The sequence below is a fragment of the Blautia wexlerae genome (assembly GCF_013300825.1).
GTDB classification, from domain to species: Bacteria; Bacillota; Clostridia; order Lachnospirales; family Lachnospiraceae; genus Blautia_A; species Blautia_A wexlerae_B.
In genome coordinates this window covers 84,960-109,747 of sequence record NZ_JAAIMY010000009.1, presented here as the reverse complement: position 1 = coordinate 109,747, position 24,788 = coordinate 84,960, and the positions used below count along the sequence as shown (strand labels likewise).

The following is a 24,788-nucleotide window of genomic DNA, read 5'->3' as shown; positions in this document are numbered from 1 at the left end:
TTCTACAGGTATAGAATTTACTCTTGCAAGGTAGAATTAAAAAATACATTTAACCAATAACGAAGAAATTTATCAGTTAAGTCTTGCCTATATGAGCATATGTTCGTTCATGCAAATTCCCAACATGGTGCATATCGCAATCCAGAAGATGATACAGGCTACAGGGAACATGATTGCTCCTATGTGGTTCCAGATTGCAGGAGTGGTCGTTAATTTTGTATTTGACCCACTCCTAATTTTTGGTATTGGTGTTTTTCCAGCTATGGGAATCCGTGGCGCTGCGGTGGCTACTGTTGCGGGCTATTTGTTATCCATGATTTTGGCATTTGCCTTGCTGCTGGGCAAAAAGCAAAAAGTGCGGATAAAGATCAAAGAATTTCATATACAAAAGTGGATGATTGCCCGTATATTCGCCCTTGGCTTACCATCTTTCATTATGAATGCCCTCAGTTCGTTTATGGTGACATTCGTCAATCTGTTTCTGGTGGCGTATTCTGATACGGCGATTGCATTCTTCGGTGCGTATTTTAAGGTGCAGCAGCTGATCGTTATGACAGTAAACGGCTTGATTCAGGGCTGTTTGCCTATTATGCGGTTTAACTACGGTGCGGGAAACAGAGATAGGCTGCACTCCGCTTTCCGATACGGAACCGCTTTGGTCTCCGGTATGATGATACTGGGAACATTGACTGTCAACTTCTTTCCGGCGCAGCTTTTGGAATTATTTACAGCGTCGGAAGCCATGCGCTCCTTTGGAATATCCGCTATGCGAATTATGGCGGCAAGCTATCTGTTTTGCGGTCTCTCTACCATGATTTCCACCTATTTTCAGGCAACAGAAAAAGTAGGTTCCAGCATAGCGATTCAATTATGCAGACAACTGCTTTTCCTTGTTCCTGCCTTATGGTGTCTGGACAAATTATTCCAACTGAACGGAATCTGGCTTGCATTTCCTGTTGCGGAAACCGCCACTATGCTCATTGCTCTCGTAATAATGGCATGGCATCGCCACAAAAATATCTTATAACATGTTCCAAGGAGGAGAAATGATGAACGATACTTTTATGAAAGAAAAACCGGTATTGCCGCTGATTTTATCCATGACCCTGCCTATGGTTTTATCCATGCTGGTTAATTCTCTATACAACATTATCGACAGCTTTTTCGTCGCGCAGATCAGCGAGGAAGCTATGACGGCATTATCATTGGTTTACCCGGTTCAAAATTTTATCAATGCCGTTGGAATTGGATTTGGCGTTGGAATCAACGCAGTGATCGCCTTCTATCTAGGCGCTGGAGATAACAAAAAGCAGATCAAGCTGCCACGCAGGGACTTGTGCTTGCCATGATTCACGGCGTTGTTATGACAGTCTGCTGTATTACAATGATGCCGGCTTTTTTAGGAATGTTCACTTCATCCAAGACAGTGATTGAACTTGGCGTCCGCTATTCTGTTATTGCGTTCGCTTTTACATTGATTATCATTGTTGGTGTTACATTCGAGAAACTATTCCAAGCTGTAGGAAACATGAAAACAACCATGATCAGCTTGATGTGTGGGTGTATAACAAACATTGTCTTAGACCCCGTTCTGATTTTTGGCTGTGGTCTATTCCCTGAAATGGGAATCGAAGGCGCCGCGCTGGCAACCGGCATCGGGCAGGCCTTGACTAAGGTAATCGGCTGCTCTTTCTTTTTATTGGAACGCTCCGGCTTCTCTGCATTTTCGGGAATGTTCCAGGTCTTGCCGGTAAGAAACACACCGTCTACCCGTCCCTGAGCGCAGTAATTTCGAACACTTCTTTCCGACATATTCCATTTTTTCGCTATTTCATTAACTGAACGATATTGCATCCATATTCCTCCACTTTTCTAATGCTAAATCAAGTTAATCCTTTGTGTCCGTCAAATTTTCCATCTTAAACACATAATAACCTTCATAGTAATAACTGTGATCGATACCCTTCATATAAATTTCTCGATCATTTACATTATCCGTAAGAGCATTTTTCAGAAAAAACTTTATTTCGATATCTTTGATAGGACTTCGCTCCATGGCAAGCAGATAATCCTCTTTATCCACCTTGCTCCAGTCAACCACATAGCCGATTTCTTTTTTCAACATCAAGTCAAGCCATATTCTCGTACTTCTCCCATTTCCCTTTCGGAACGGATGAGCCACGTTCATTTCAACATATTTTTCGACAATTTCATCAAAAGTTGACTGTGGCATTTTGTCTATACTCTGTAACGCTGTTTCCAAATACATTAACGGAGCAAATCTAAAATTTCCTTTTGAAATATTAACCTTTCGTAATTTACCGGCAAAATTATAAATCTCATCAAAAAGATATTGATGGATCATCGCAAGACTTTTATAAGTCCCCGGTTCTAATGTCTCAAAAAAGCCACTTTCAAACATTTCAAGCGCTTTTTGCTTACTGATTTTTTCTTCCATTCTTGCTAATTCTGTAGAATCTGTAATACCTAATTTATTTTCAAGCATGGTTTACCTCATATTCTTCATGCGATCACTTTTCCAGTCACAAATCTATCTTTATAAGTATACCATAATATCGGCAATGAATCCATTTTATTATGGAATATCCAACTTTTATTTTGCCGTATTTAACCAAATCAAGTAAGTCCCCTGCTTCAATTGCGAAAAGCAATAAGCAGTGGGTGGGGACTTGCTGGTAAATAAAATATCCTATGAATAAGAAAAACCCACCGGGTTGCGCATGAAAATCAGAGGCGTGGTGGGTTCTGTTAAGCTTATTATACAGCTTTTGAAGTTACCGTCAATATTTCTTTTCAAAAAACGATAACTTTCCATTGTTTTTATTTCTTCTTTATATTTTTATAAGTTTTTTACAAATTCCACTGCATTTTGGATATCTTTATCATCCGGATGTCCTTTTGCAATACCTCCAACCAGTTTGAACGGCCCAAATGTATCGTATCCTTTGCATCCAAATTTACCATCTACACTGGCATGTTTTTTATCCAAAATCTGCTCTATGGATTTATAATTCGCACTTCCACCATAAGTACAGATCAAAAAGACCTTTTTGTCATCTGGTAAATTCTTTTCCGCAAATTTCAATATCGACTGATGAAACTTTGAAAAATAGGTTCCTGATGCAAACCCGATCATATCATAACTGCTCAGATCTGCATCTGACTGTTTTACCGCATCAATCAAATCGACCTGACACTCTTCTGCTATGCTCTTTACTAATTTTTCTGTATTTCCATGATGTACCGATGCATATACGATTGCTTTTCTCATACCTATACCCTTTCTATCAACTCAACAATAGAATTAATTATACCATCATTTGTCAGCTTGTAAATCCGTTTTATTGCAAGCAATCAATTCAAAATGATTTCTATTTGTTTTTATAAAACCTTCTTTTTGTAACTTAGATATCTCTGCAGACATTGCTGCACGATCAATGCAAAGATAATCTGCCAACTGCTGCCGGTCAAAGCGAATGTCAAAAGATAACGACTTATGATCAGTATCTTATTTGCCAGGATACAGACCAAGTTACGGATCCGTTTCTGATGATGTTCGCATGCAAAAAGCACCAGCCAACTGAATGACTGGTGCTTTTAACATCAATATACTTTATTTGTATAAACTGTATTCCCTTTTGCAATTACTTCAACAAGCTGAAGTTCCTGGTCAAGAATACAAAGATCCGCATCATAGCCTTCTTCAACCTTACCTTTTCCTTTGAGGCGAAGAATATCTGCAGGATTAGATGTAATTGTAGAAATAGCTATTTCTAAAGGAATTTCTGTTTTAAATACACATTCCCTTACTTCCTTCAGAAGGCAGCTGGACTGTCCAACGCCCATTCCAAGGAATTCGCCATCACTACTGTACATCGGAAGGCTTCCCTGTCCATCAGAAGAAATTGTCATGCGGTCAGGATTTACTCCTGCATCCAGCATCCGTTTGATACCATTACATACACGTACCTCATCACAGATAGTTTCCCAATAGTCAATATCTTCATTTCCGGTAAAGTCTACTGCTCCGCCTTTCAGCGCATACTCAATCGACTTGCCAAAAAGCATCTCATTTCGATTGATATGTGTTGGCAGTATTTGAGAAGCCGGTATCTCTGTCTCATCTACCACTCGTTCAATGAGATCTAAGCATCTCGGACTGTCGCCAAGATGAACATTTACAATACCTGCTTTCCCGGAAAGAACACCGCCAAGTCTTGTATCCGCAACGACACGCGCAAATTCCTCAAAAGTCGGCTGTGAAGAACGATGATCAGAGATCGCGATTTCTCCGGTTCCAATGATTTCCTGAATCATCATAATATCTTTGACAATACTGTCCGTCAGCGTGTGAACCGGAATCTGATAACTGCCTGTATAACAGTATGCAGACATTCCCTGCTCATTCAATCCTTTTGTCTTTGCAACCAGTGCACACATATCACGACCGATTCCATCCGTTCCAAGGCAGCCAACAACTGTTGTTACTCCAAACTTCGTAAGTCCTTCCATAGTTGCTTCCGGAGTACGATTGGCGAATCCACCTTCGCCACCGCCTCCAAGTACATGAACATGACAGTCAATGAATCCCGGAGTTAAAAGTAACCCCTCTCCATTGATCATTTCTGCCTCAGAAAGAAATCCGTCTGCGCATATAGAACCTGCATCTTTAATCTTGACAATCTTATCATTGATTATAAGTACATCTTTTTTCCCCAGATGCTGTGGGGCATAGACATCAATATTCTGAATTAATTTCATCATAAATCACTCTCAATTATCAAATGTATGTTTTAGAATCCAGTTCCAACTGCAATAAGAATTGTAATAATTGCACCAATCATTAATACACCAAGGAATTTCCACATGAATTTAATCCAGTTAGACCATTCAATCTTTGCAATTGCAAGAGATCCGATCAGGCATCCTGATGTAGGAACAATCAGGTTTGTAAATGCATCACCAAGCTGGAATGCAACTACAGCTGTCTGACGTGAAACACCTAACAGGTCTGACAGTGGAGCCATGATTGGCATTGTGATCGCAGCCTGTCCGGTTCCGGATACAACGAAGAAGTTGAATACGGACTGGAACAGATACATAAGTACTGCTGCAACTGCTCCGGAAACTCCAGACAGTGCATTCGAAATATTATACATAATTGTATTAATAACCGTAGGTGTTGTCGGATCAGATCCACCAAGAACCTGCATGATGCCCTGTGCCATAGCAACAACAAGTGCAGCACCGATCAGGTCTTTTGCTCCATCTTTGAATGATGTTGCGATATCATTCAGTTTCATATCGTTCAGTTTAAAGATAACTCCAATCACACCGGAAACAATTCCCATAATGAAGAACTGAGTAGCAATCTCCGGCATGTAGTATCCTTGAGTCATGACTCCCCAAACTACCCATACTACTGTAGCAGCCAGTGTCATAAGAACTAAAATGTGTCCAAGACCAAATGAATGTCCTTCGTCAATTCCTGTTTTTTCATTCTGCTCACGGAAATATGCATCGGTCTTATATGCGATTGAGATTGTCGGAGTCTTTTTGATCTTTGATGCATAGAACATAGTCATTCCACAGCCGAGTGCTGTAAATACTACCCACATTACCATACGGAATCCTGCTCCGGAGAATACGTCAATACCTGCAATACCCTGTGCAATACCTACAGAAAATGGATTCATCCATGATGAACCGAAACCAATCTGTGTTGCAACATAAGTAACAAGAACTGCGATAACTGAATCGTATCCAACTGCAACAAACAATGGACAAAGAATCATAGTAAACGGAAGTGCTTCTTCTCCCATTCCAAAAACTGCTCCACCAAGAGAAAACAGTACGAAAAGTATCGGAATCAGCAGTTTTTCTGCTCCCTTTGCCTTACGGATCAATCCGATCAATCCGGATTCAATCGCACCTGTACGGATCATGATACCGAATGCACCGCCTACTACCATAAGGAATGCGATAATCTCGATTGCAGAACTGCTTACGATTCCGTTATACATATAGTTGAAGAATCCTGTTCCACCATCTCCACTAAAGAGTGCTACTCCCTCTGTTACTACATTTCCTGCATCGTCTGTCAGATACTGGAAACTTCCGTCTTTGATTACTGTACGGGTTTTCTCAACACCATTGATCATGTACGAAATATCCTGTGTTTCGTAAAATCCCTTTGGTACAAGGAAAGTCAGAAGTGCTGCGACAACAACTACTAAAAAGATAATAATGTAGGTGTCAGGCACTTGAAATCCCTTGTTAAAAGACTTTAACCCTTTTCCTTCTTTTTTGCTCATTTTCGAGTTTCCCTCCCATTTTTGATATACTATATCAGTGTACCATAGAATGACTAAAATATAACTAAAAATTTATATATTTTATCAATTTTTGTCATTTTTCTGTATTTTTATACATCAAAAAATAACACCTTTTCAGGCAGTCACAGACTTGCATATAAAACATATACTAATATCGAGAATTGTAATCTGTTATTGTCAGATTTTATATTAACCACCAGAATACTCTGTGGAATCCGCAGACTGCAAGGCGGTTACTGATTCTGACGATATAAGATTTTTTCAGAGGTGATACTTGTCTATGTTGTTTAGTCGCCATACATCAAACGACCCGGAATTATCTGGTGCTTCCTGCTGTAACAATAACAATCGCTGTAACTGTGACTGTCAGGGACCTCAGGGGCCTCGCGGCTGCCCTGGTCCTACAGGACCCAGAGGTTGTCCCGGTCCGGTTGGTCCTATGGGACCTCAGGGTGAACCCGGACTTCAGGGTTATCCGGGTCCTGTTGGGGCTACCGGGCCTACTGGAGCTACTGGACCTGCCGGACCTACTGGATTCACCGGACCTACTGGGGCTACTGGACCCACCGGACCTGCTGGAGCTACTGGCCCCACTGGACCCACTGGAGCTACCGGACCCGTTGGAGCTGATGGCCCTGCAGGACCTGCCGGAGCTACCGGGCCCACCGGACCCACTGGAGCTACCGGACCCGTTGGAGCTGATGGCCCTGCAGGACCTGCCGGAGCTACCGGGCCCACCGGACCCACTGGAGCTACCGGACCCGTTGGAGCTGATGGCCCTGCAGGACCTGCCGGAGCTACCGGGCCCACCGGACCTGCCGGCACTATAACTCCGGCAGCGGCTGTAGCAGATGCCACAGGTCAGACAGATATCATAACCCAGTTTAATCAGCTTCTTGCGAATCTCCGCGCATCCGGATTTCTCGCAAATTAATCATCAGGAGGGGTCGGTGCCCCTCCTGAATATATTTTTAATGTTTTATTAATTTCAACCAAACAGCTTCGCTTTTATTCAGCAGTCTGAAAGTTTCATCTGTGATTATATAATCTATAGTACTTCTATAAATCAAGCCACAATACCTGTAGAATAGATACTTTCTGGTTCATTTTATAATCTGACCGACATATATTATTAAAAAATGGGAATTTTTCCGCTGTCAGCCGGATAACTACCCTGAAAGGTGCTTTAAATTATCTTTTATGATTTCTCTCAGCCTCTGTATGATTGTAAAAAATGAAGAAAAAGTATTGCCGCGTATCCTGACCCCCATAAAAGAAGTTGCAGATAAAATTCTTATCTGTGATACTGGTTCTGCAGACAATACAAAGGAAATTGCCAGAGAATTTACAGCAGAAATTTATGATTTTCCATGGAAAGATGATTTCTCTGCGGCCCGAAACTTCATCTCAGAAAAGGTCAGGACTGATTACTGGATGTGGCTGGATGCAGACGATATAATCACTCAGGAAAATCTGTTCAGACTTAAACAATTAAAAGAAAACCTGTCCCCTGATACAGATATGGTTATGATGGATTATGTCACAGATTTCGATGAATGGAATCACCCCGTATTCTCCTTTTACAGAGAACGCATCTTAAAGACTTCCCGTAATTTCAGATGGCAGGGAAGAGTCCATGAATCCATCACTCCCATGGGAAACATTCTTTATTCCCCCATACAGATTGAACACAGAAAAACAAATAACAATTCATCCTTTAGAAATCTGCATATCTATCAACAGATAATCGAAGACGGAGAAATCCTGGAACCCAGAGATTTATTTTATTATGGCCGGGAACTTTTTTATCATAAGCAATACGAATATGCCATTTGGATTCTGGAAAAATTTCTGAAAGAACCCGGAGGATGGATTGAAAACAAACTGGACAGTTGCCTGGTTCTTTCTCATTGTTATCAGGCATCAGGAGATAATACACATGCTCTTGAGATACTATGTCACAGTTTCATATTAGATATTCCAAGAGCAGAAATCTGTTGTGAAATTGGAAAAATACTTTTCATGGAGCAAAACTTTTCCCTGGCTGCCTACTGGTATCATCAGGCACTTCTTGCACCGGACAATAAACAAAATGGGGGATTCTATCTTCCAGATTGTCACAACTTCATACCATTTCTGCAATTATGTGTATGCCTGGACAAATTCGGGATGCACCAGGAAGCTTTTGAATTCCACCGGAAAACCAAAGCACTGAAACCGGAACATCCTTCTGTTATTCAAAATGAGATTTACTTTCATGAAGTTCTTGGATTCTAATAATTGCTGTTTTCCTGCAAAAAGCGGAAAACTGTTAAAAGCCTCTCTTTCTCATGTTGTTATTTTTTCGCCCGAAATCAGAAATTACTTTCTTTTCTGTTTGTCTGTTCTCTGCAGGCGTTTCCTATATTGGTCAGGCAAAGCACTGTGGCGATCAGGAAAAGTCCCGGTATCAGAATAATCCACCAGGAACCTGTCATTAATGCCTTATCTGACAGAGACAGCATACTTCCCCATGTGATAACCTCTATGGGAAGTCCAATACCCATAAAGCTCAAAGTCGCCTCAGAGATCATTGCAGTTCTTACATTCATAACTACCATAAACATAATGGATGAGAAAAAGTTCGGCACCAGATGCTTCCACAAAATACGGAAGAATCCTGCTCCCATACATCTTGCAGCGATGATATACTCACTGTTTCGTATCTGCCGTACCTCTGTGCGTACTACTTTCGCAATACTGGTCCAGCTGGTCACACCGATCACAAAGGACAGACTCAGGATATTGGCCTCTCCCATGATAGCCTGCAGCAAAATGATCAGAAGCAGAGTTGGTATACTTAAGAATATTTCTGTAAATCTCATGATCAGTTCATCCAGCCAGGCAGGTGCCACCCCACTGAAGGCACCGACTACTACTGCAATAAAAGTAGAAATAACTGTGGCTAATCCACCGATCAGAATTGAGATCCTTCCTCCATACCAGATCATGGAAAAAATATCCCTTCCCATAGTATCCGTTCCAAAAAGGAACTCCCTGTCAGGAGCTTTGTTATAGTTTAACAGATCCATATAAGCAGGATCCTTTGTCATGATCAGTTCCGCACACAGGCATCCCAGTACGATAAGAATCAGGATTGCTGCCGAAACAACCGGTTTTCCCTGATACCACTTTTTCTTTGATTTAGGAATTACGGTTTCTGTCTTTCTGTTTCCTGCCAGTTCAAATAAATGATTGGTCATCCTTCTACTACCTCCGATTTCTCGGTTATTACTTCATCCTTCATACGGGGATCAATCTGTTCATTGATCGTCTGACTGACGATATTACAGAAAATAACCAGGATTCCTGATATCATGCAAAGCAACATCAGCAGATTGTAATCATGATATCTGGCGCTCTCATAGGACAGAGCTCCGATTCCGGGATAAGAGAATACACTTTCTACCACATAGGTTCCTCCAAGTATATGAGGAACTGCAATAGCCATAATACTCAGGTACGCAGGCATTACATTTCGGACACAATGTCTGAACATAAGCTTTTTCTTATTCAGTCCCTTTGCCTTTGCTAGAAGTACATAATCTGCGCGAACCTCTTCCAGAATTTTATTTCGAATCATGTAAGCGTAATACCATAAATGCTCCATGACTATGATGGTCAGCGGCATGATCAGATGTAGCACTCTGTCACCAAAGTTTCCTGCATTTCCTGTACTGTAAGCTCCACTGCTTGGCAGAATCTTAAGATTTACAGAAAAAATAAGGATCAGGACCAGGGCCATCCAAAACTCAGGAATACAGCTGGATATGGTTCCCAGCTTACACAGGATCCTGTCTGCCAGCCGGTTTTCATACCAGGCACACAGGATTCCCAGGAGCAAGGCTCCTGCAAACATAATAATAAATCCGATTCCTCCAAGCACAAGCGTATTGCCAATGCGGCCGCCGATTACTTCCAATACATTCTGTTTATATTTAAATGAAATTCCAAATTCTCCATGAAAGGCATTTTTTACCCACTTCACATACTGCACAGAAATTGGTTCGTTCAGCCCCAGTTTCTCCATAGCCCATTCACGTTCTTCCGGACTCATCTTCTCTGTACGGTCACCATAATAGGAGATCAGCGGATCTCCCGGTGCAAGACGGGCTACATAAAATACAGCTACAGACAATATAAATACTGAGATCAGGAATATCAGGCATTTTTTACCATAGTAGACTAACTTTTTTTGTCTCATGATATACTGCACCCCTTTCCTTCAGCCGGAAGCATTGCAAAATGTCCGGGTGACACTTCTGTCCACACACTGTTTTCCATTCCTTCGCCATCATAGTACTGCAGAACTCTCTTTCTCTCCCTGATGGGGTCAGGAACAGGAATTGCAGACAGCAAGGTTTTTGTATAAGGATGCACCGGATTGGAATACAATTCTTCCGATGGTGCCAGTTCTACCAGTTTTCCATGATACATAACTCCCACACGGTCACAGAGATACTCAACCATAGCCAGGTCATGGGCAATAAACAGAAATGTAAATCCATGCTCCTCCTGCAGATAACGGAACAGATTGACGATCTGTGCCTGTATGGACACATCCAGAGAAGCTATAGGTTCATCAGCCACCAGAAATTCCGGTTCCATACACAGAGATCTGGCTATTGCCACTCGCTGTCTCTGTCCCCCTGATAATTCAGATGGATAACGGTCCAGGAAACTGTTCTCAAGTCCTACATATTCCATCTGAAAAGCAGCTTCCTTCACAAAGCTTCCTCTCGGAGGTGTAATATGCTGGATCCTCATTGGTTCCGTAATAATATCTGACACCTTCATTTTCTGGTTCAGGCTGGATGCGGAATCCTGAAAAATCATCTGGCGGCAGGTCTGCAGCATTTTTTTATGCTTTTTGAATTCCTTTTTGTCGCAGATATTTACATCTTTATACCAGATTTCTCCCTGAGCCGGCTGATATATATTCATCAGACATCTGGCAACTGTGGACTTTCCTGAACCAGATTCCCCTACCAGACCAAAGATCTCACCTTTATGGATCTGAAATGAGACATCATCTACAGCCTTTACCTTGATTTTTTTTGTCAGATGAAACTGCTGAGTCAGATGCCTGACATCCAATAAAATTTCTTTACTCATGGACGATTCCTCCCATAGGTGATTTGATCTGCGGTGCTCTTGGATCCAGCAGCCAGGTTGCCGCATAATGAGTATCTGTTATCTTAAACATAGGCGGCATTTCTTCATAATCAATATTCAGGGCATATTCGTTTCTACATGCAAAAGCATCACCTTTCGGCGGATCTATCAAAGTAGGAGGCATGCCGGGGATAGTGTACAGGCTTTCTTTTCCATTTGCAAATGCAGGCAGTGATCTCATCAGCCCCCATGTGTATGGATGTCTGGGATCATAATACACTTCCTCTGCTGTACCGATCTCTACGATCTTGCCTGCATACATGACTGCCACTCTGTCTGCCACACGTGCAACAACTCCCAGATCATGGGATACCAGTATGGTAGCTGTTCCAAGCTTCATCTGTATTTCCCGCAGAAGATCCAGGATCTGTGCCTGTATGGTCACATCCAGTGCAGTAGTTGGTTCATCTGCAAATAAAATATCCGGATCTGCAGCCAGAGCAATGGCCATAACACATCTCTGGCGCATTCCTCCGGAGAACTGCCAGGGATACTGATGATATCGTTCCTTTGGATGGGAGATACCTACCAGTTCCATAAGCTCCAGAACCTTCTTATTTACCTGTTCCTTCGTGTAGTTCTTATTGTGGATCACCACTGCTTCCCCAATCTGTTTTCCAATTTTAATAGTTGGATTCAGGGATGTCATAGGATCCTGAAAGATCATAGAAAAAACTCTTCCACGCAGTTTCTGCATCTCCTTTTCCCTGTAACAGGTGATATCCTGTCCGTTCACACAGATGCTTCCCTCTTTTATTTTTGCGCTTGGTGGCAAAAGCTTCATGATACTTTTGCAAAGCACACTCTTCCCGCATCCTGATTCTCCAACTATGGCCAGCACCTCTCCCTTTTTTAATGAAAAAGACACATCTCTTACTGCCCGGACTTCTCCGGCAGGACCGTCAATACTGACTGAAAGATTTTTAACCTCTAATAAATGTTCCATTTTTAACCCTTTTTCCGCTCGTGTAAAAAGGGGGGCACCTTTAGTGCCCCCGTCACAACCTTTATCTCTTTTTATTATTCAATAGTCCAGTCTGCTACATTCCAGAAAATACCAACTCCGTGATGTCCCATAATTGTATCAGGATCGATTCCCTTAATATTGCTGTCAGCAACATAGTTGGCATCAATATAGCAGATCATTGCATAAGCCGGATCCTCTGCCAGAGCTTTCTGGAAATTAGCATAGGCTTCTGCACGTACTTTTGGATCAGCTGACTGTCTTGCTTCTTTCAGATACTTGTCAACGTCTGCATTAGAGTAGCCGGAGTAGTTTGCTCCCTTATCTGTTCCGAATACTTTGTATGTATGGTCGTCAGCGTCAAATGGGCTTCCCCATCCGATGAGGAATGCCATCTGTCCTGCCCAGTCTGTCTGTGCAGGGATCTCTACTGATACATCCATGCCGATCTCTTTCAGTTCCTGTGCTGCGATCTGAGCTATATCAATACGTACCTGATCTCCTGCACTTACGCTGATTACAAATCCAACTTTTTCGCCATCACGATAATAAAATCCGTCATCACCCATCTCGCATCCTGCAGCTTCCAGAATTTCTTTTGCTTTTTCAGGATTATAATCATAATGCTCTACATCTTCATAATTGTAGATATTTCTCTGAAGAGGACCATAAGCCGGCATTCCCTGTCCCAGGATAACTGCGTCGACAATCGCCTGACGGTCAAGTCCATAGCATACTGCCGGGATCAGATCACGGTTTTTCTGCCAGTATTCATTTCCAAAGTTAAACATGATTCCACGATAGTCAGATGTCTTCATATCGTAGCATGTATATGCATCATCATCTGCAAAAGCAGCTGCATCCTTTGGTGTTAATAATGCCAGATCAAGTTCTCCGGATTTCAACTGAAGTGCTTTCGCATTGTCATCCGGTACGATCTTGAATACAATTTTATCGATGGAAGGCTCACCCTTGAAATAATCTTCATTCTTAACCAGTGTGATTGCCTGTCCCTCATCCCAGGATTCAATCTTGTATGGACCTGTTCCTACCGGATTACGGAAGAAATCAGAGGTCTGCATATCTTCGCCCTCAAGCAGATGCTTAGGAAGAACTGCCATTGTCATATAGTCAAGGAATGCAACATTTTTGTCCTCAAGCTTAAACGCAACCGTATGATCATCAATCACATTGATCTCTTCTACGTCCTCGTAGTTGGGTGCATTCTCAGAACCATTTTCCGGATTCATGATCGCTTCAATAGTAAATTTAACATCCTCTGCTGTCACAGGTTCGCCGTCCTGCCACTTGGCATCTTCTACCATATGGAAGGTATAGGTATTGGTTTCATCATCAAAATCCCAGCTCTCTGCCAGTCCCGGAACTACCTGATTCTCTCCGTCATGTGCAGTTAAACCGTTGAAGATCAGGATATTGATCTCTCCATGTTCATCCATAGCAGGATTGATCCTGGTATAATCTCCGCTTCCATATACCAGCGTTGTTTCTTCCTCTGCCAGTACAGGCACTGTTGTTCCGGCACTGACCAGTGATACAGTCAGAAGCACTCCGGCCATTGTCAATAAACCCTTTTTCATTTCATGTTCCCTCGCTTTTTCTTTATTGGTAACTGACTTTTATGATATCAGACAATTCTGACATCAGTAAGCCCTGCGGGGGGATATTGACATATTCCTTTTTAGACCTGAGGTATGCTATATATGGCATACCTCTATTATATTCTTTTCTTTTTTACCTTGCAGTAAAAGTCCCAACAGCAAGCCATGATAAAAGTTTTATTTCTGTCCCAATTTTTATTTACTTCAGTCAATCACATCATTCTGAAACCTGGACAAATGCTCATAAGGTAAGATCAGTCTTCCCCTGAACAGCCCGCACCCGTCATTGATCAGACTGTTATTGACTGCTGAAAACATATTTACATCCAGATCTGACAGTTCCAGTTGTAAAAGACGCATGCCCCGTTCATAGGCTTCATCAAAATAAATACACTCACCTTCTGGAATAGCATCACGTCTTGCTCGCTCATCCTGCTGTTTCTTCTCATATCCCAGGTGATTCGCTGAACCAATTTCTGCATTGTCATCCATTTTCTGGGTACGCAGCTGCACTTCCATGAAAGAACGGGAACTGTTATCATAAACTGTGATATGTAATGACTGATATCCTTCCCCACTGGTTCCACAGATATAATCCCGGTAATATAGCTTCACATCTTCATTAAGAAGCAACGACGTACTTTTCTTCACTCCATAGGCAGACTCCACCGTAAACCCTCGCTCTTCCAGAAACCCAGGAAGAACATTGGCAATTTCATAAAGATAGCGGATTGACGCCGTTTCCTGATCTTCTCCTGGTTTCAGATGACACTTGGGCATGCACAACACAATCCTGTATGCAATAAAATCCCGAAAACAACTGAGTTTATTTTTCAGTTCCGCCACAGGAGGATAGGTTCCATGTTTTGTATAATAATCGTAAATATATTCCACAATATAACCGTTAAATTTCTCTTCTGCCCGGATCAGCGACTTGATCCTTCCTTTAAATGTAAACGCAAGAAATGGATATTCATGAGCCATATATTTATAAAATTCCCGAATCTTCTGAGACTGAGCCGTAAGGAAATCATTGTGTTCTAAAAGCTCTGTAATCTGAATCAGAAAATTCACATGCATCAGATCAATCTCATTGTGAGTAATTTTTGCTTCTTTTCTCAGATCCTGGGTATATTTCTGTAAAATTTTTAAAACTGTATTTCCTGAATACAGGTAATCATTTAATGTAATCATAAGCTTTTCCTCTTTTGAAGTTGGAGTGTGTTTGAAAAATGCTTTTCGCAAAATGCGCGTCACAATTTGTGGAAATAATTTTTCAGACACGCTCTAATCTATAACAAAAATTTATAACAATTCCATAAAATAATGAATGCGCAGTTATTCAAATTAAGTACCGGTTTTGGTTTTTTCATTAATTTTAATATTTCATCAATATATCTACTGTTCTGTCAGCCTTTAACCACACTGCTTCTTTTTCCTCATGAGTAACAAAGATCAATGTTTTTCCCTCAGTCTTTTTCAAAATATAATCAATTGTTTTTGCTTTTGTTTTTTCATCAAGGCCCCTGAGAGGTTCATCCATGATCACACAATCTGATTCAGCCAGCAATGCTCTCAGGATAGATACTCTCCTGCGCATTCCTCCACTTAGTTCACGAACCGGTTTTTGCCATACCTCAGTAAGCGCAACTGCTTTATATGCCTCCTCCAATTCTCTGTCGGTTATTGTTTCTATGCATACCAGTCTTATATTGGAAGCAGCACTCAGATTTTCACACAGACGATCTTCCTGAAATACTGCACTGATCTTCCTGTCACTTATCCCTTCTATTTTTCCCTTATCCGGAACATCCAGTCCCAGAAGAAGCCGTATCAGTGTTGTTTTTCCACATCCGGAGTTTCCTCTGATACAAGTGGTTTTCCCTTCTGGCAAAACGCAGGACAAGTCTCGTAGTACCTGCTGTTTTCCGTATGCTTTACTGACATGATCTACCTTTATATCCATTTCTCTTCTCCACCTGTAATGCGTCTCATAAATAATGTATTTAAGAGGATTGCTATCAATCATAATTTCTGTTATCTATGTTCTATCATATAAACTATCCTGCTTACTATTCCAAGAAAACACTTTTCAAATACAAAGCTGATTACAATGATCACAATTGTCCATGCAAAAAGATCCGGAGTATTCAGATATATTTTTGCATTATACAGTTTCTCGCCAATAGAACCTGATGGCACTCCGATAACCTCTGCTGCCACTCCTGCTTTCCAGCACATCCCAAGAGAAAGCCTGCATGCTGAGAGAAAATAAGGCAGTACCTGAGATACATAAATATACCTGATCTGTCTTCTGAGATTCACACGAAATACTTTTGCCATTTCCAGTATCTTTCTGTCAGTCTGTCGTATTCCCTCAAGAATATTTGTATATATTACCGGCAGAACCATAAGAAAAGAAATAAAAACTGACAGATTTCTGGAAGGAATCCATATCAGGCACAAAATAATAAAAGATGCCACAGGTATAGATTTGACCACTGTGATCACAGGTGATATCAGGATTTCCACTATTTTTGACCAATATGCCAATATTGCCAGAAAAATTCCCAGAAGCATAGCCAGAAAAAAACCTGCCACAATACGCACGAAGCTAAATCCGACAGACTTCCAGAAATTTCCGCTGAAAATCAATTCAAAAAGTTTTCGGACAACAGAAACAGGAGATGCCAGAAGGATCTCCTGTTTCAGATACATACTTGCAAACTGCCAGATTACGATCCAGAAAAATACTGCTAATATGCGAATTCCTGTATATTTCGTTCCATTGTCCGTTTTTGCTCTATCGTTTGTAATAGAACGCATCATCCGGCAACTGTCCTCCTATAATCTCAGGATTCTGATCGTCTAAGGTTGCCAGATATCCCGAAAGCATGGTTTTCATTTCATCACCTTCAATAAACACAATACTGCAGTCAGGGATTGCTTTCTGTGCAACCTCCTTTGCAATAATATCATGATCTCCTATGATTTGGGCCGCAGCTTCTGTATCACTGTTAACAAAATCTACAGATTCTTTATAAGCGTCCATAAAATCATTTACTTTATCTGCATGATCCTGAACAAATTCATTGTTTGCGATCACAACACCTGTCACAAGTTTACTTCCGTCATCCATGGAATCTTCCCACAGTTTATTCAGATCCAGAGCAACTTTCAGCTTATCGTTTTTCATCAGCGCAGTAGTTACAAAAGGCTGCGGAAGAAGTCCGACTGCTGTCTGATCCTGCACAAGTGCGGAAACCACTTCTGCATGCTCAGATTTATATTCGATCGTCACATCTTTCTCCGGATCGATTCCATTTGCCTTAAGGACAGAATTCAGGGCATATTCCGGAGTTGCACCCTTTCCACTGGCATAGATGGTCTTTCCTTTGAGATCCTCCACAGATTTTACACTGTCTCCATTCTCCACAAGGTAAAGAACACCCAGCGTATTAACTGCCAGAACACTGACATCCTTATCTGTTTTCTGATACAACGTTGCTGCCAGATTTGCCGGAACAGCTGCAATATCAAGCTTGTCCTGTACTACCATCGGAACAATCTCATCCGGAGATGCAGCAATCGTAAAATCGTATCCGTCTGCATCCAGAAGCTGAGCCATTCCCATTGCTGTTGGTCCCTTTAATGCTCCTATCCGGACAGCATCCGAATCTCCCTCAGAAGCAAATACATTAACCGCTCCTGTATTACCGGTTAGTCCTGCACATATACATACAGCCACTGTCCAAACCATTAATTTTCTTTTCATGTTTCTGTTTCTCCTCTCTGTTCTGTTCAAAGGTATCATTCTCATAAAAGTCTCAGATTTATTTTCTATAGCACCCCCTGTTCTTTCATTTTCAAAGATTGGTGTCATAGCTTTATTATACTCAAAAACAGCAGCCTTGTATATAGCTGCTGTTTCCAAAACTTCAATAATTCTTCGGTTAAAAAAGTAGCATCCAAATGATAATAAGGTAAGTAGGTAATCATCCGTATCTGTTTTTTCACAGTTTATCATCTCTTTGCGTCAATCCATATTTTTTTAAATCCACCGTTCCATTGACAACCTCAATTCCATCTGCTTCCAGTAGCTTTTTCTGTACATCTTTACCGCCGAAGGCAAAAGCCCCTGACAGTTCTCCTCTGAAATTCACTACCCGATAACAGGGAATATGCTCCGGATCCGGATTCTTATGGAGGGCATTCCCTACCGCTCTCGACATTCTCGGATTCCCTGCCATTTCGGCAACCTGACCATAAGTTGCAACGCATCCTTTCGGAATTTGCTTCACTGCCTCATAAATCTTCTTTGTCGGGCTGTATGTTACGAGATCATAGCTTTCGGATATCATTCTTTTAATATCTTTATCCGGTACCGTCCCATTTAGAATAATGGTATTCCAATGTTCCTTATTCTGATGATAACCAGCCTGTACAGATTCATAGGCACTTCGCCAAAAATCACGCCACTCCGGATCTGCTTTTACATTCAGATTAACATAACCGTTTCGTTCATAGATCCATAAAAAAATTTTTTTGTTTTCCCTCGCTCTTACCACTTGCCAGTTCTGATCACGGAAAGGTCTTTCCGTATATGTATTCTGAAATGATAAACCGAATTCCAACGCTGCTTCTCGTGTAATCATGCAATTTTGATTCATTTATTTCACCCTTATTCCCTGAAATTATTTCTGACATCTTCATAATCTCTTGGAAGTCCCTCAAACAAAATTATTGCCTTATCATACTGTTCCTCTTCCATACATGATATAGCTTTCCTATACTGTTCCTGCTTCCTGATTTCTTTTAATTCCCTGTCCCACATCTCGGCTGTTTTCTCACTCTGATCACATTCTTTTAAAAAGCTCTATCCTCACACGGAAAAAGTTAAGCTGTTTATTACATCTATTTTTCCCCTTCATTCGCTTCCTCTATTGTCACACTCTCCTGTACCTGCATATCCGTATACTGAACACGAATAACTGCCTGCGGCCAGTTTATGCTGACCATTGCTGTTTTGTCTTTCTCATCTCCTGCTTTCCGGATAAGCTCCAGCAATTCCTTCAGTACTTCCTTTGTCAGATAACCGCCTCTCCAGTGAAAAATAAGCACCCTGCCTTTCTTCGCCGCCTGCAAAAAACGTTTATACACATCCTCTTTCTTAGTAAAAGAAAGCTTCTTCTCCTTATAGTAAAAGTGCTCATGATCACCGCAGTGAGGCGCTGGCGCAATAAGAGGCTCATGATCCCTGAAAATCTGTGAATCATCCAGATTGAAATAATCATAGCGAATTTCAGAAGTCTCACGATCTTTCCCCAGGGTATTATCAAAGGTCGCATCCAGATGATAATATGTACCTCCTATTTTTACGATATTCCATGTGTGGCGATACTTAATCCCCTTCTCAGGATTATTTCCACAGATTGCAATCACACACCAGACTCCCAGTGCATCTAACAAAACCTTTACTGCTTTTGCGATTCCCTCACAAACACCAACGCCTTGCCCCAACGGTCCGATAATTTCATGGGAATATGATTTTTTCAGTTTGTCATAGCGGATATTTTCACAGATAAAATCATGTACATACTTCTCTTTCTCCCACTCAGACAGCTTCTGAGCCGGACGAATCAGCTTCTCAACTCTGGCAGTCATAGCCTTTTGATGTTCGCAAATCTTCTTTTTATCAAAAAGATACTCCGGAATAAAAATCAGATTCGGAGAGTCTTTATAATACCGGTATTTATAACTGCTCACCCAAAATATCTCCGGATGATCCAGACGCATCTGAAAAAATACATTATAAAGTTCTTCTCCCTCTAATGCCGGAATCTGAAATTCATCCGCCAGGTTTTTCACACCGCTAAGAATGCTGTGATATGCAGCCTGCTGCGCCTTATTCATATGGTTGTAATAATATTGCTCCATTGTTATCTTATCTCCAAGTTCTTCGTCACTTATAATCCCTTCCGGTACATTTCACTGATCACTGCCTGCGCATGTTCAGATTCCTTTTTCTCTATTATCTGTACCCGATCACTTAAAATCGCCAGCATCTCATCTACCAGATCTTCGATTTTAGGATTTGTATACCGATATAAATAACCCAGCATTCTGGTTGCGGTATAATCTGTATTCATATTTTTATATGCAATCTCAGCACAAAGCTCCTTCGGATAGCCCTTGCTGAGCAAAACCCTGTATAGTTCTTCTGTTCTTTCTGATGCCATGTTTTTTACCTTTCTTATCATGTTTCTGTGTCACCAGCCATCTGATTTACCTCGTCAAAAATCATATGATATAGCTATGTTTTTTCTTATAGTAACATGCTTCAACTGATATTCGCAATCAGAACATGGAGCTTATTTGATATGGAAAAGGATTGTTAGTTACTGTTCACACATCACTATCCCGCGAGGTGTTTTGGCATGAATATGCCAAAATTCCGAGACATACAAGCCAAAATCCCATTGCCGCTGGCAATCTGGAATGAATTTTGGCTACGTTACTGTGAACGGAGTGAACAGTAACGATTGTTACAAGGCACTGAGTAAACAGTAACACAGTAACTCCAAGACTTACAAGGTCATCAACGTGACAGTAGAATGTGCTCAATAACTATGTTATACTGATAATATCTAAATGCTTCAGATATAATATCTGCCTATCTGAATCATTCAAGCCACATTCTCAGGAGGAAAAAATGTCGAAAAAAGAAATAAGTTTTACAGAAGGACCTGTGTTCCAGTCTTTGCTTCGGTTTGCTATCCCCGTACTTGGAGCATTGATCCTGCAGGCTGCGTATGGCGCAGTTGATTTACTGATTGTTGGAAAATTCGGAAATGCCTCGAGTATTTCCGCAGTAGGAACAGGAAGTTCCTTTATGCAGATGGCTACTTTTATTATTACAAGCCTTGCAATGGGCTCCACCGTAATAATCGGGCATCACATCGGAGAACAAAAACCAAAAGAAGCAGGAAATGCGGTCGGAACTACGATCATTCTTTTTCTGATCATTGCTGTCATCATGACATTTGTACTGGAATTTGCCGCCGGAGGAATTGCGCATCTTTTACAGGCACCGGCTGAATCCTTTGACAAAACGATTCTTTATATCAGAATCTGTTCTGCCGGTATCGTTATTATCATTGCATACAATGTAATCAGCGGTGTGCTGCGAGGTGTGGGAAATGCAAACCTTCCACTTCTATTCGTAGGAATTGCCTGCGTCATAAATATTCTGGGAGATTTGCTTCTGGTTGGAGTATTTCACATGGATGTTGCGGGTGCCGCCATTGCCACTGTATTTGCACAGTTTGTCTCTGTTGTCTGTTCTGTCGTTGTATTAAGAAAGCAGGATATGCCTATAGAATTTTCCAGAGAACAATGTCGGATTTATAAGGAAGAGTTAGGGAAAATATTGAACGTAGGTGTGCCGATTGCACTTCAGGAGACAACGGTTCAGATTTCATTTCTTGTCGTAAATTCTGTTATCAATCAGATGGGTCTGATGCCATCTGCCGGATATGGAATTGCACAGAAAATCGTTTCCTTTATTATGCTGGTTCCGTCCTCTATCATGCAGAGTGTATCAGCATTTGTTGCGCAGAATATCGGTGCCGGAAAGAAAAGCCGGGCATGGAAGGGTTTTTACACTGCAATCATTACCGGATGTTCCGTTGGAATCATCATCTTTATGGTAGGATTCTTCGGAGGCGGAGTATTATCCTCTTTCTTTACCAATGATTCCGAGGTAATCGCGCAGAGTGCCGCTTACCTGAAAGGTTTCTCTGCCGACTGTATACTGACTTGTGTACTTTTCAGCAGTATCGGATATTTTAATGGCTGTGGAAAAAGTATTCCTGTTATGATCCAGGGAATCACTTCCGCATTCTGCATCCGAATTCCGGTATCTATCATTATGTCGAGATTACCGGAAACATCTCTGACTTATGTTGGAATGGCGACACCTATCACAACTGTATATGGAATTATCTTTTTTGTAATCTGTTTCCGGCTGTTAAATAAAAACTCAGCCAAATAATAAAAATGGTTTCCTGTTATCAGTTCTCTTAGTAGAGATGCTGATAACAGAAAACCATTTCCATTATTTGATTATCCTCCGATACATGAATCGCATAGAAAGTTTCATTAAGATACGAATCACGTACAAATGTCAGATACCATGCCTGAATCCATAAACTTCATAATTTTATCTAAATACATTTCCATCGTCCTGTCGTCACTGCGGTAGGTCTCATGTCTGGTTCCCGGCAGGTAAACATATTTGCAGGAAGTAATTCCTCTGTGATTGATTTTCTCTGCAAATTTTCTCAATGCGTTTACAGATACAAAATCATCTCTTTCTGCCTGAAATAGCAACATAGGTGCTGTCAGTTTCTTCCATCCACAATATTTTATGTACCAACTCATTTTTACAGACGCCAGAAGCCACCCATAAGAAGCTTGCACTAACCTGGAATTTTTTATTCTCTTTACGCATCTCATTATATTTTTCGAATCTTGGTCTGGAAGTACATCCACTGGTTTCGAAAGTCTCACTACCATCATAAGGCTTCTGACCAACCACATAGTCTTCCTCCCTTCCCAAAAGGCACTTCGTCTGTGCAATAGCAATCACCAATGGCCAGGGAACATTTCCGGTGAGCGGGCGGAGCATAGGAGAATTCAATATAATCTTCTGAAACAGTTGCGGCTCCCATGCAGCTGCAATTGTGCCAATCGCCCCACCCATAGAATGTGCAAAAAGAACTAACGGCAGTTCAGGATATGTTTTTTTAATTACATGGCATATTTTCAAAAAATCTCTCACATATCGCTTCCAGGTATCTATATGTACAAGAGATGAATCTGCTGTCAGGCAATAACTTTGTCCATGTCCCATATGTTCCGGAATATACACATGATATCCAGCCTTCAGAAAATAATAAATCATCTCATCATATTTCGGCGCTGCTTCTGTAAAGCCATGACTAATTATAATCACGCCTTTCGGCTTCTCTGCCATGTAACGCTGTACATGAATTTTCCCCACTATCCCCGTATCTTTTCGGTGCAGATGATCCTCTGCACCAGGAATGTATCCCTCCTGACGGTGCGTTGCAAGATATGGTTCTATTTCATCATTCATTTTATACACATATTCATTCTCATGTATTATTTCCATTGTATGTACTCCTGTTACTTTTTCATAATTCTATTGCTATCTGCTTTTCACCATTCGATACATACCTGTATTATAATCTTTACTGGTGCCTGTTAATAATCCCATTAATCTTTTTCTCATTATAAAATACCAGTATAATTCCACCTATACAACAGAATACTGCTGCCCCAAAAGCAGCAACTCTATAACCAATTCCCTCTGCTGCCCCTATCGTCGAGACTGCTGTAAATATCAGCATAGAAATACTCTGCCCAAGTTTAAACGCAAATGTTCTCGCCGCATAAAACATTCCTTCACGATTGCTTCCTGATGTAATCGAGTCGCTCTGCGAAATATCTGCCACAACAGCCTGCGGAAGAATTCCGAAAATTGCCATAGGAAGGGCCGCTACGACTGTCAGGATCAGTCCCTGCACCGATGCCGGAATAAAACTCATTTTTCCCATAAATCCAGTATAAAAATAAGCAAGACTAAATACTGCAAATGCGAACAAGATCATCTTTTTCTTTCCAAGTTTAGGAGTAAGCTTATTTACCGGAATATAAAATACAAGGGACAACGCTGTCATTCCCACAAAATACAAAGTTGTCATTGTTTCCGGAAGTTTCAAAAGACTGGTGACAAAAAATGGAAGACCTGTCTGAAACATGGTAAGTGCAATCCAGTAGAAAATATCAGATGCCACAAACTTGCGAAATTCTGCATTCTTAAAAGTAGCTGCAAGAGATCCAAAAGCTGACTCTTTTGCAGGAACCGTATCTACATAATCCTTTTCACGGATACAAAATACCGGCACAAGCATACAGATAAACGCTATAGCCGCCATCAAAGTAAAGGTCATACGGATAGCACCAACTCTGCCAAAAGCAGGAATAAACATCCCCCATATCGTAGGTGCCAGATACGCCACTGCAGTTCCGGCAATAAATGTAAAGGAAATGACTGTGGAAATATTAAGTCTTTCCTGCTGGGTATGTCCAAGCTCCGGAATCAACGCATTATATGGTGTACAGTAAGCAGTAATGGAAAGATAGTACGCCAGAATCATAACCAGCAAGAACACTCCATTGATCCAGCTGTTTTTATTAACCGGTGACCAGAAAACCAGTACTGTAGAAAGCGCCAGCGGTAAAGATGCCCATTTCAGAAATGGAATTCTTCGCCCATTCTTTGACGTGCATCTGTCAGATAAAGATGCGATCATTGGATCTGTAAAAGCATCAAAAATTCTTCCGAAAGCTGTAATTCCGCCAATAATAGTAAATATGCCGAAGACCACCAGCCCCTGTGGAATAAACACTGTCTGTCCCTGACTGATAGCTGTCTTATCCGGCTGATAAAAATATACAAGCCAGTTAGAAATAATCCCGGACAACATCGCCCATCCAAACTGTCCGGCTGCAAACTGCCATATTTTCCCTGTTGTTAACTTTTTCATC

Annotated in this window: 24 protein-coding genes and 3 pseudogenes; 5 read left to right on the top strand and 22 right to left on the bottom strand. The window is 41.2% G+C overall.

The features are described from left to right. Positions 1 to 43: 43 nt before the first annotated feature. Both G4417_RS06860 and G4417_RS17495 read left to right on the top strand, forming a co-directional pair. Complete coding sequence (locus tag G4417_RS06860) at positions 44 to 1,027, top strand: MATE family efflux transporter (RefSeq protein WP_330598204.1); 984 nt, start codon at positions 44 to 46, stop codon at positions 1,025 to 1,027. A gap of 22 nt (positions 1,028 to 1,049) precedes the next feature. After that, positions 1,050 to 1,681 (top strand): annotated as a pseudogene (locus G4417_RS17495) (MATE family efflux transporter); the annotation flags it as partial. On the opposite strand, the pseudogene G4417_RS17490 reads toward G4417_RS17495, so the two are convergent. The 6 genes and pseudogenes from G4417_RS17490 to yfcC all read right to left on the bottom strand — a co-directional run. Beyond that, positions 1,669 to 1,854, bottom strand: a pseudogene (locus tag G4417_RS17490) (cell filamentation protein Fic); the annotation flags it as partial. The pseudogenes G4417_RS17495 and G4417_RS17490 overlap by 13 nt on opposite strands. A gap of 34 nt (positions 1,855 to 1,888) precedes the next feature. Then, on the bottom strand, positions 1,889 to 2,506 hold the full coding sequence (gene fic / locus G4417_RS06845; RefSeq protein WP_173683070.1) for a protein adenylyltransferase Fic: 618 nt from the start codon (positions 2,504 to 2,506) through the stop codon (positions 1,889 to 1,891). Positions 2,507 to 2,860: 354 nt separating this feature from the next. Continuing rightward, on the bottom strand, positions 2,861 to 3,292 hold the full coding sequence (locus G4417_RS06840; protein WP_173683069.1) for a flavodoxin family protein: 432 nt from the start codon (positions 3,290 to 3,292) through the stop codon (positions 2,861 to 2,863). Positions 3,293 to 3,337: 45 nt separating this feature from the next. After that, a pseudogene (locus G4417_RS06835) lies at positions 3,338 to 3,585 on the bottom strand (helix-turn-helix domain-containing protein); the annotation flags it as partial. Between the two features lie 39 nt (positions 3,586 to 3,624). Beyond that, positions 3,625 to 4,782 carry a beta-aspartyl-peptidase gene (gene iadA / locus G4417_RS06830; RefSeq protein WP_173683075.1) on the bottom strand — a complete coding sequence of 386 codons (1,158 nt, stop codon included), beginning with the start codon at positions 4,780 to 4,782 and terminating at the stop codon, positions 3,625 to 3,627. A gap of 32 nt (positions 4,783 to 4,814) precedes the next feature. Then, positions 4,815 to 6,335, bottom strand: coding sequence for a putative basic amino acid antiporter YfcC (gene yfcC, locus G4417_RS06825; protein WP_173683068.1), 1,521 nt, complete (start codon positions 6,333 to 6,335; stop codon positions 4,815 to 4,817). Positions 6,336 to 6,715: 380 nt separating this feature from the next. Between yfcC and G4417_RS16925 the strand changes: the two genes are divergently transcribed. Both G4417_RS16925 and G4417_RS06815 read left to right on the top strand, forming a co-directional pair. After that, positions 6,716 to 7,186: a hypothetical protein gene (locus tag G4417_RS16925; protein ID WP_274605760.1), complete on the top strand. Its 471-nt coding sequence runs from the start codon at positions 6,716 to 6,718 to the stop codon at positions 7,184 to 7,186. A 370-nt stretch (positions 7,187 to 7,556) separates the two neighbouring features. Further along, positions 7,557 to 8,633, top strand: a complete 1,077-nt coding sequence (locus G4417_RS06815) for a glycosyltransferase family 2 protein (protein WP_173683066.1) — start codon at positions 7,557 to 7,559, stop codon at positions 8,631 to 8,633. A gap of 77 nt (positions 8,634 to 8,710) precedes the next feature. Here G4417_RS06815 and G4417_RS06810 read toward each other — a convergent pair whose 3' ends face one another. From G4417_RS06810 to G4417_RS06755, 13 genes are all read right to left on the bottom strand, one after another. After that, positions 8,711 to 9,598, bottom strand: coding sequence for an ABC transporter permease (locus G4417_RS06810; protein WP_173683065.1), 888 nt, complete (start codon positions 9,596 to 9,598; stop codon positions 8,711 to 8,713). Beyond that, the gene (locus tag G4417_RS06805; protein ID WP_173683064.1) at positions 9,595 to 10,599 is read right to left on the bottom strand and encodes an ABC transporter permease; all 1,005 of its coding nucleotides are present in this window, start codon (positions 10,597 to 10,599) and stop codon (positions 9,595 to 9,597) included. The genes G4417_RS06810 and G4417_RS06805 overlap by 4 nt, the downstream gene beginning before the upstream one ends. Continuing rightward, positions 10,596 to 11,510: an ATP-binding cassette domain-containing protein gene (locus tag G4417_RS06800; RefSeq protein WP_173683063.1), complete on the bottom strand. Its 915-nt coding sequence runs from the start codon at positions 11,508 to 11,510 to the stop codon at positions 10,596 to 10,598. The genes G4417_RS06805 and G4417_RS06800 overlap by 4 nt, the downstream gene beginning before the upstream one ends. Continuing rightward, positions 11,503 to 12,516 (bottom strand): ABC transporter ATP-binding protein, encoded by a 1,014-nt coding sequence (locus tag G4417_RS06795; protein ID WP_173683062.1) that lies wholly within the window; start codon positions 12,514 to 12,516, stop codon positions 11,503 to 11,505. The genes G4417_RS06800 and G4417_RS06795 overlap by 8 nt, the downstream gene beginning before the upstream one ends. 74 nt (positions 12,517 to 12,590) lie before the next feature. Then, positions 12,591 to 14,132 carry an ABC transporter substrate-binding protein gene (locus tag G4417_RS06790; protein ID WP_173683061.1) on the bottom strand — a complete coding sequence of 514 codons (1,542 nt, stop codon included), beginning with the start codon at positions 14,130 to 14,132 and terminating at the stop codon, positions 12,591 to 12,593. A gap of 225 nt (positions 14,133 to 14,357) precedes the next feature. Then, positions 14,358 to 15,347, bottom strand: coding sequence for a guanosine polyphosphate pyrophosphohydrolase (locus G4417_RS06785; protein WP_173683060.1), 990 nt, complete (start codon positions 15,345 to 15,347; stop codon positions 14,358 to 14,360). Further along, complete coding sequence (locus G4417_RS17715) at positions 15,331 to 15,387, bottom strand: hypothetical protein (RefSeq protein ID WP_368197970.1); 57 nt, start codon at positions 15,385 to 15,387, stop codon at positions 15,331 to 15,333. The genes G4417_RS06785 and G4417_RS17715 overlap by 17 nt, the downstream gene beginning before the upstream one ends. A gap of 144 nt (positions 15,388 to 15,531) precedes the next feature. Continuing rightward, a complete protein-coding gene (locus G4417_RS06780) occupies positions 15,532 to 16,119 on the bottom strand; it encodes an ATP-binding cassette domain-containing protein (protein WP_173683059.1) in 588 nt (195 codons plus the stop codon). Between the two features lie 71 nt (positions 16,120 to 16,190). Beyond that, positions 16,191 to 16,979 (bottom strand): ABC transporter permease, encoded by a 789-nt coding sequence (locus tag G4417_RS06775; protein WP_173683074.1) that lies wholly within the window; start codon positions 16,977 to 16,979, stop codon positions 16,191 to 16,193. Then, a complete protein-coding gene (locus tag G4417_RS06770) occupies positions 16,957 to 17,928 on the bottom strand; it encodes an ABC transporter substrate-binding protein (protein WP_173683058.1) in 972 nt (323 codons plus the stop codon). The genes G4417_RS06775 and G4417_RS06770 overlap by 23 nt, the downstream gene beginning before the upstream one ends. A gap of 238 nt (positions 17,929 to 18,166) precedes the next feature. Continuing rightward, on the bottom strand, positions 18,167 to 18,808 hold the full coding sequence (locus tag G4417_RS06765; protein ID WP_055149142.1) for a methylated-DNA--[protein]-cysteine S-methyltransferase: 642 nt from the start codon (positions 18,806 to 18,808) through the stop codon (positions 18,167 to 18,169). Between the two features lie 259 nt (positions 18,809 to 19,067). Then, positions 19,068 to 20,090 carry a transglutaminase domain-containing protein gene (locus G4417_RS06760; protein WP_173683057.1) on the bottom strand — a complete coding sequence of 341 codons (1,023 nt, stop codon included), beginning with the start codon at positions 20,088 to 20,090 and terminating at the stop codon, positions 19,068 to 19,070. A 29-nt stretch (positions 20,091 to 20,119) separates the two neighbouring features. Further along, positions 20,120 to 20,392, bottom strand: a complete 273-nt coding sequence (locus G4417_RS06755) for a hypothetical protein (RefSeq protein ID WP_173683056.1) — start codon at positions 20,390 to 20,392, stop codon at positions 20,120 to 20,122. Positions 20,393 to 20,865: 473 nt separating this feature from the next. Between G4417_RS06755 and G4417_RS06750 the strand changes: the two genes are divergently transcribed. Then, positions 20,866 to 22,206 (top strand): MATE family efflux transporter, encoded by a 1,341-nt coding sequence (locus G4417_RS06750; RefSeq protein WP_022380953.1) that lies wholly within the window; start codon positions 20,866 to 20,868, stop codon positions 22,204 to 22,206. Positions 22,207 to 22,325: 119 nt separating this feature from the next. Here G4417_RS06750 and G4417_RS16920 read toward each other — a convergent pair whose 3' ends face one another. The 3 genes from G4417_RS16920 to G4417_RS06740 form a co-directional block, all read right to left on the bottom strand. Then, complete coding sequence (locus G4417_RS16920; protein WP_243872086.1) at positions 22,326 to 22,499, bottom strand: hypothetical protein; 174 nt, start codon at positions 22,497 to 22,499, stop codon at positions 22,326 to 22,328. Between the two features lie 19 nt (positions 22,500 to 22,518). Beyond that, positions 22,519 to 23,349, bottom strand: coding sequence for an alpha/beta hydrolase (locus tag G4417_RS06745; protein ID WP_243872085.1), 831 nt, complete (start codon positions 23,347 to 23,349; stop codon positions 22,519 to 22,521). Positions 23,350 to 23,428: 79 nt separating this feature from the next. Continuing rightward, the gene (locus G4417_RS06740; RefSeq protein ID WP_173683055.1) at positions 23,429 to 24,787 is read right to left on the bottom strand and encodes an MFS transporter; all 1,359 of its coding nucleotides are present in this window, start codon (positions 24,785 to 24,787) and stop codon (positions 23,429 to 23,431) included. Position 24,788 lies beyond the last annotated feature (1 nt).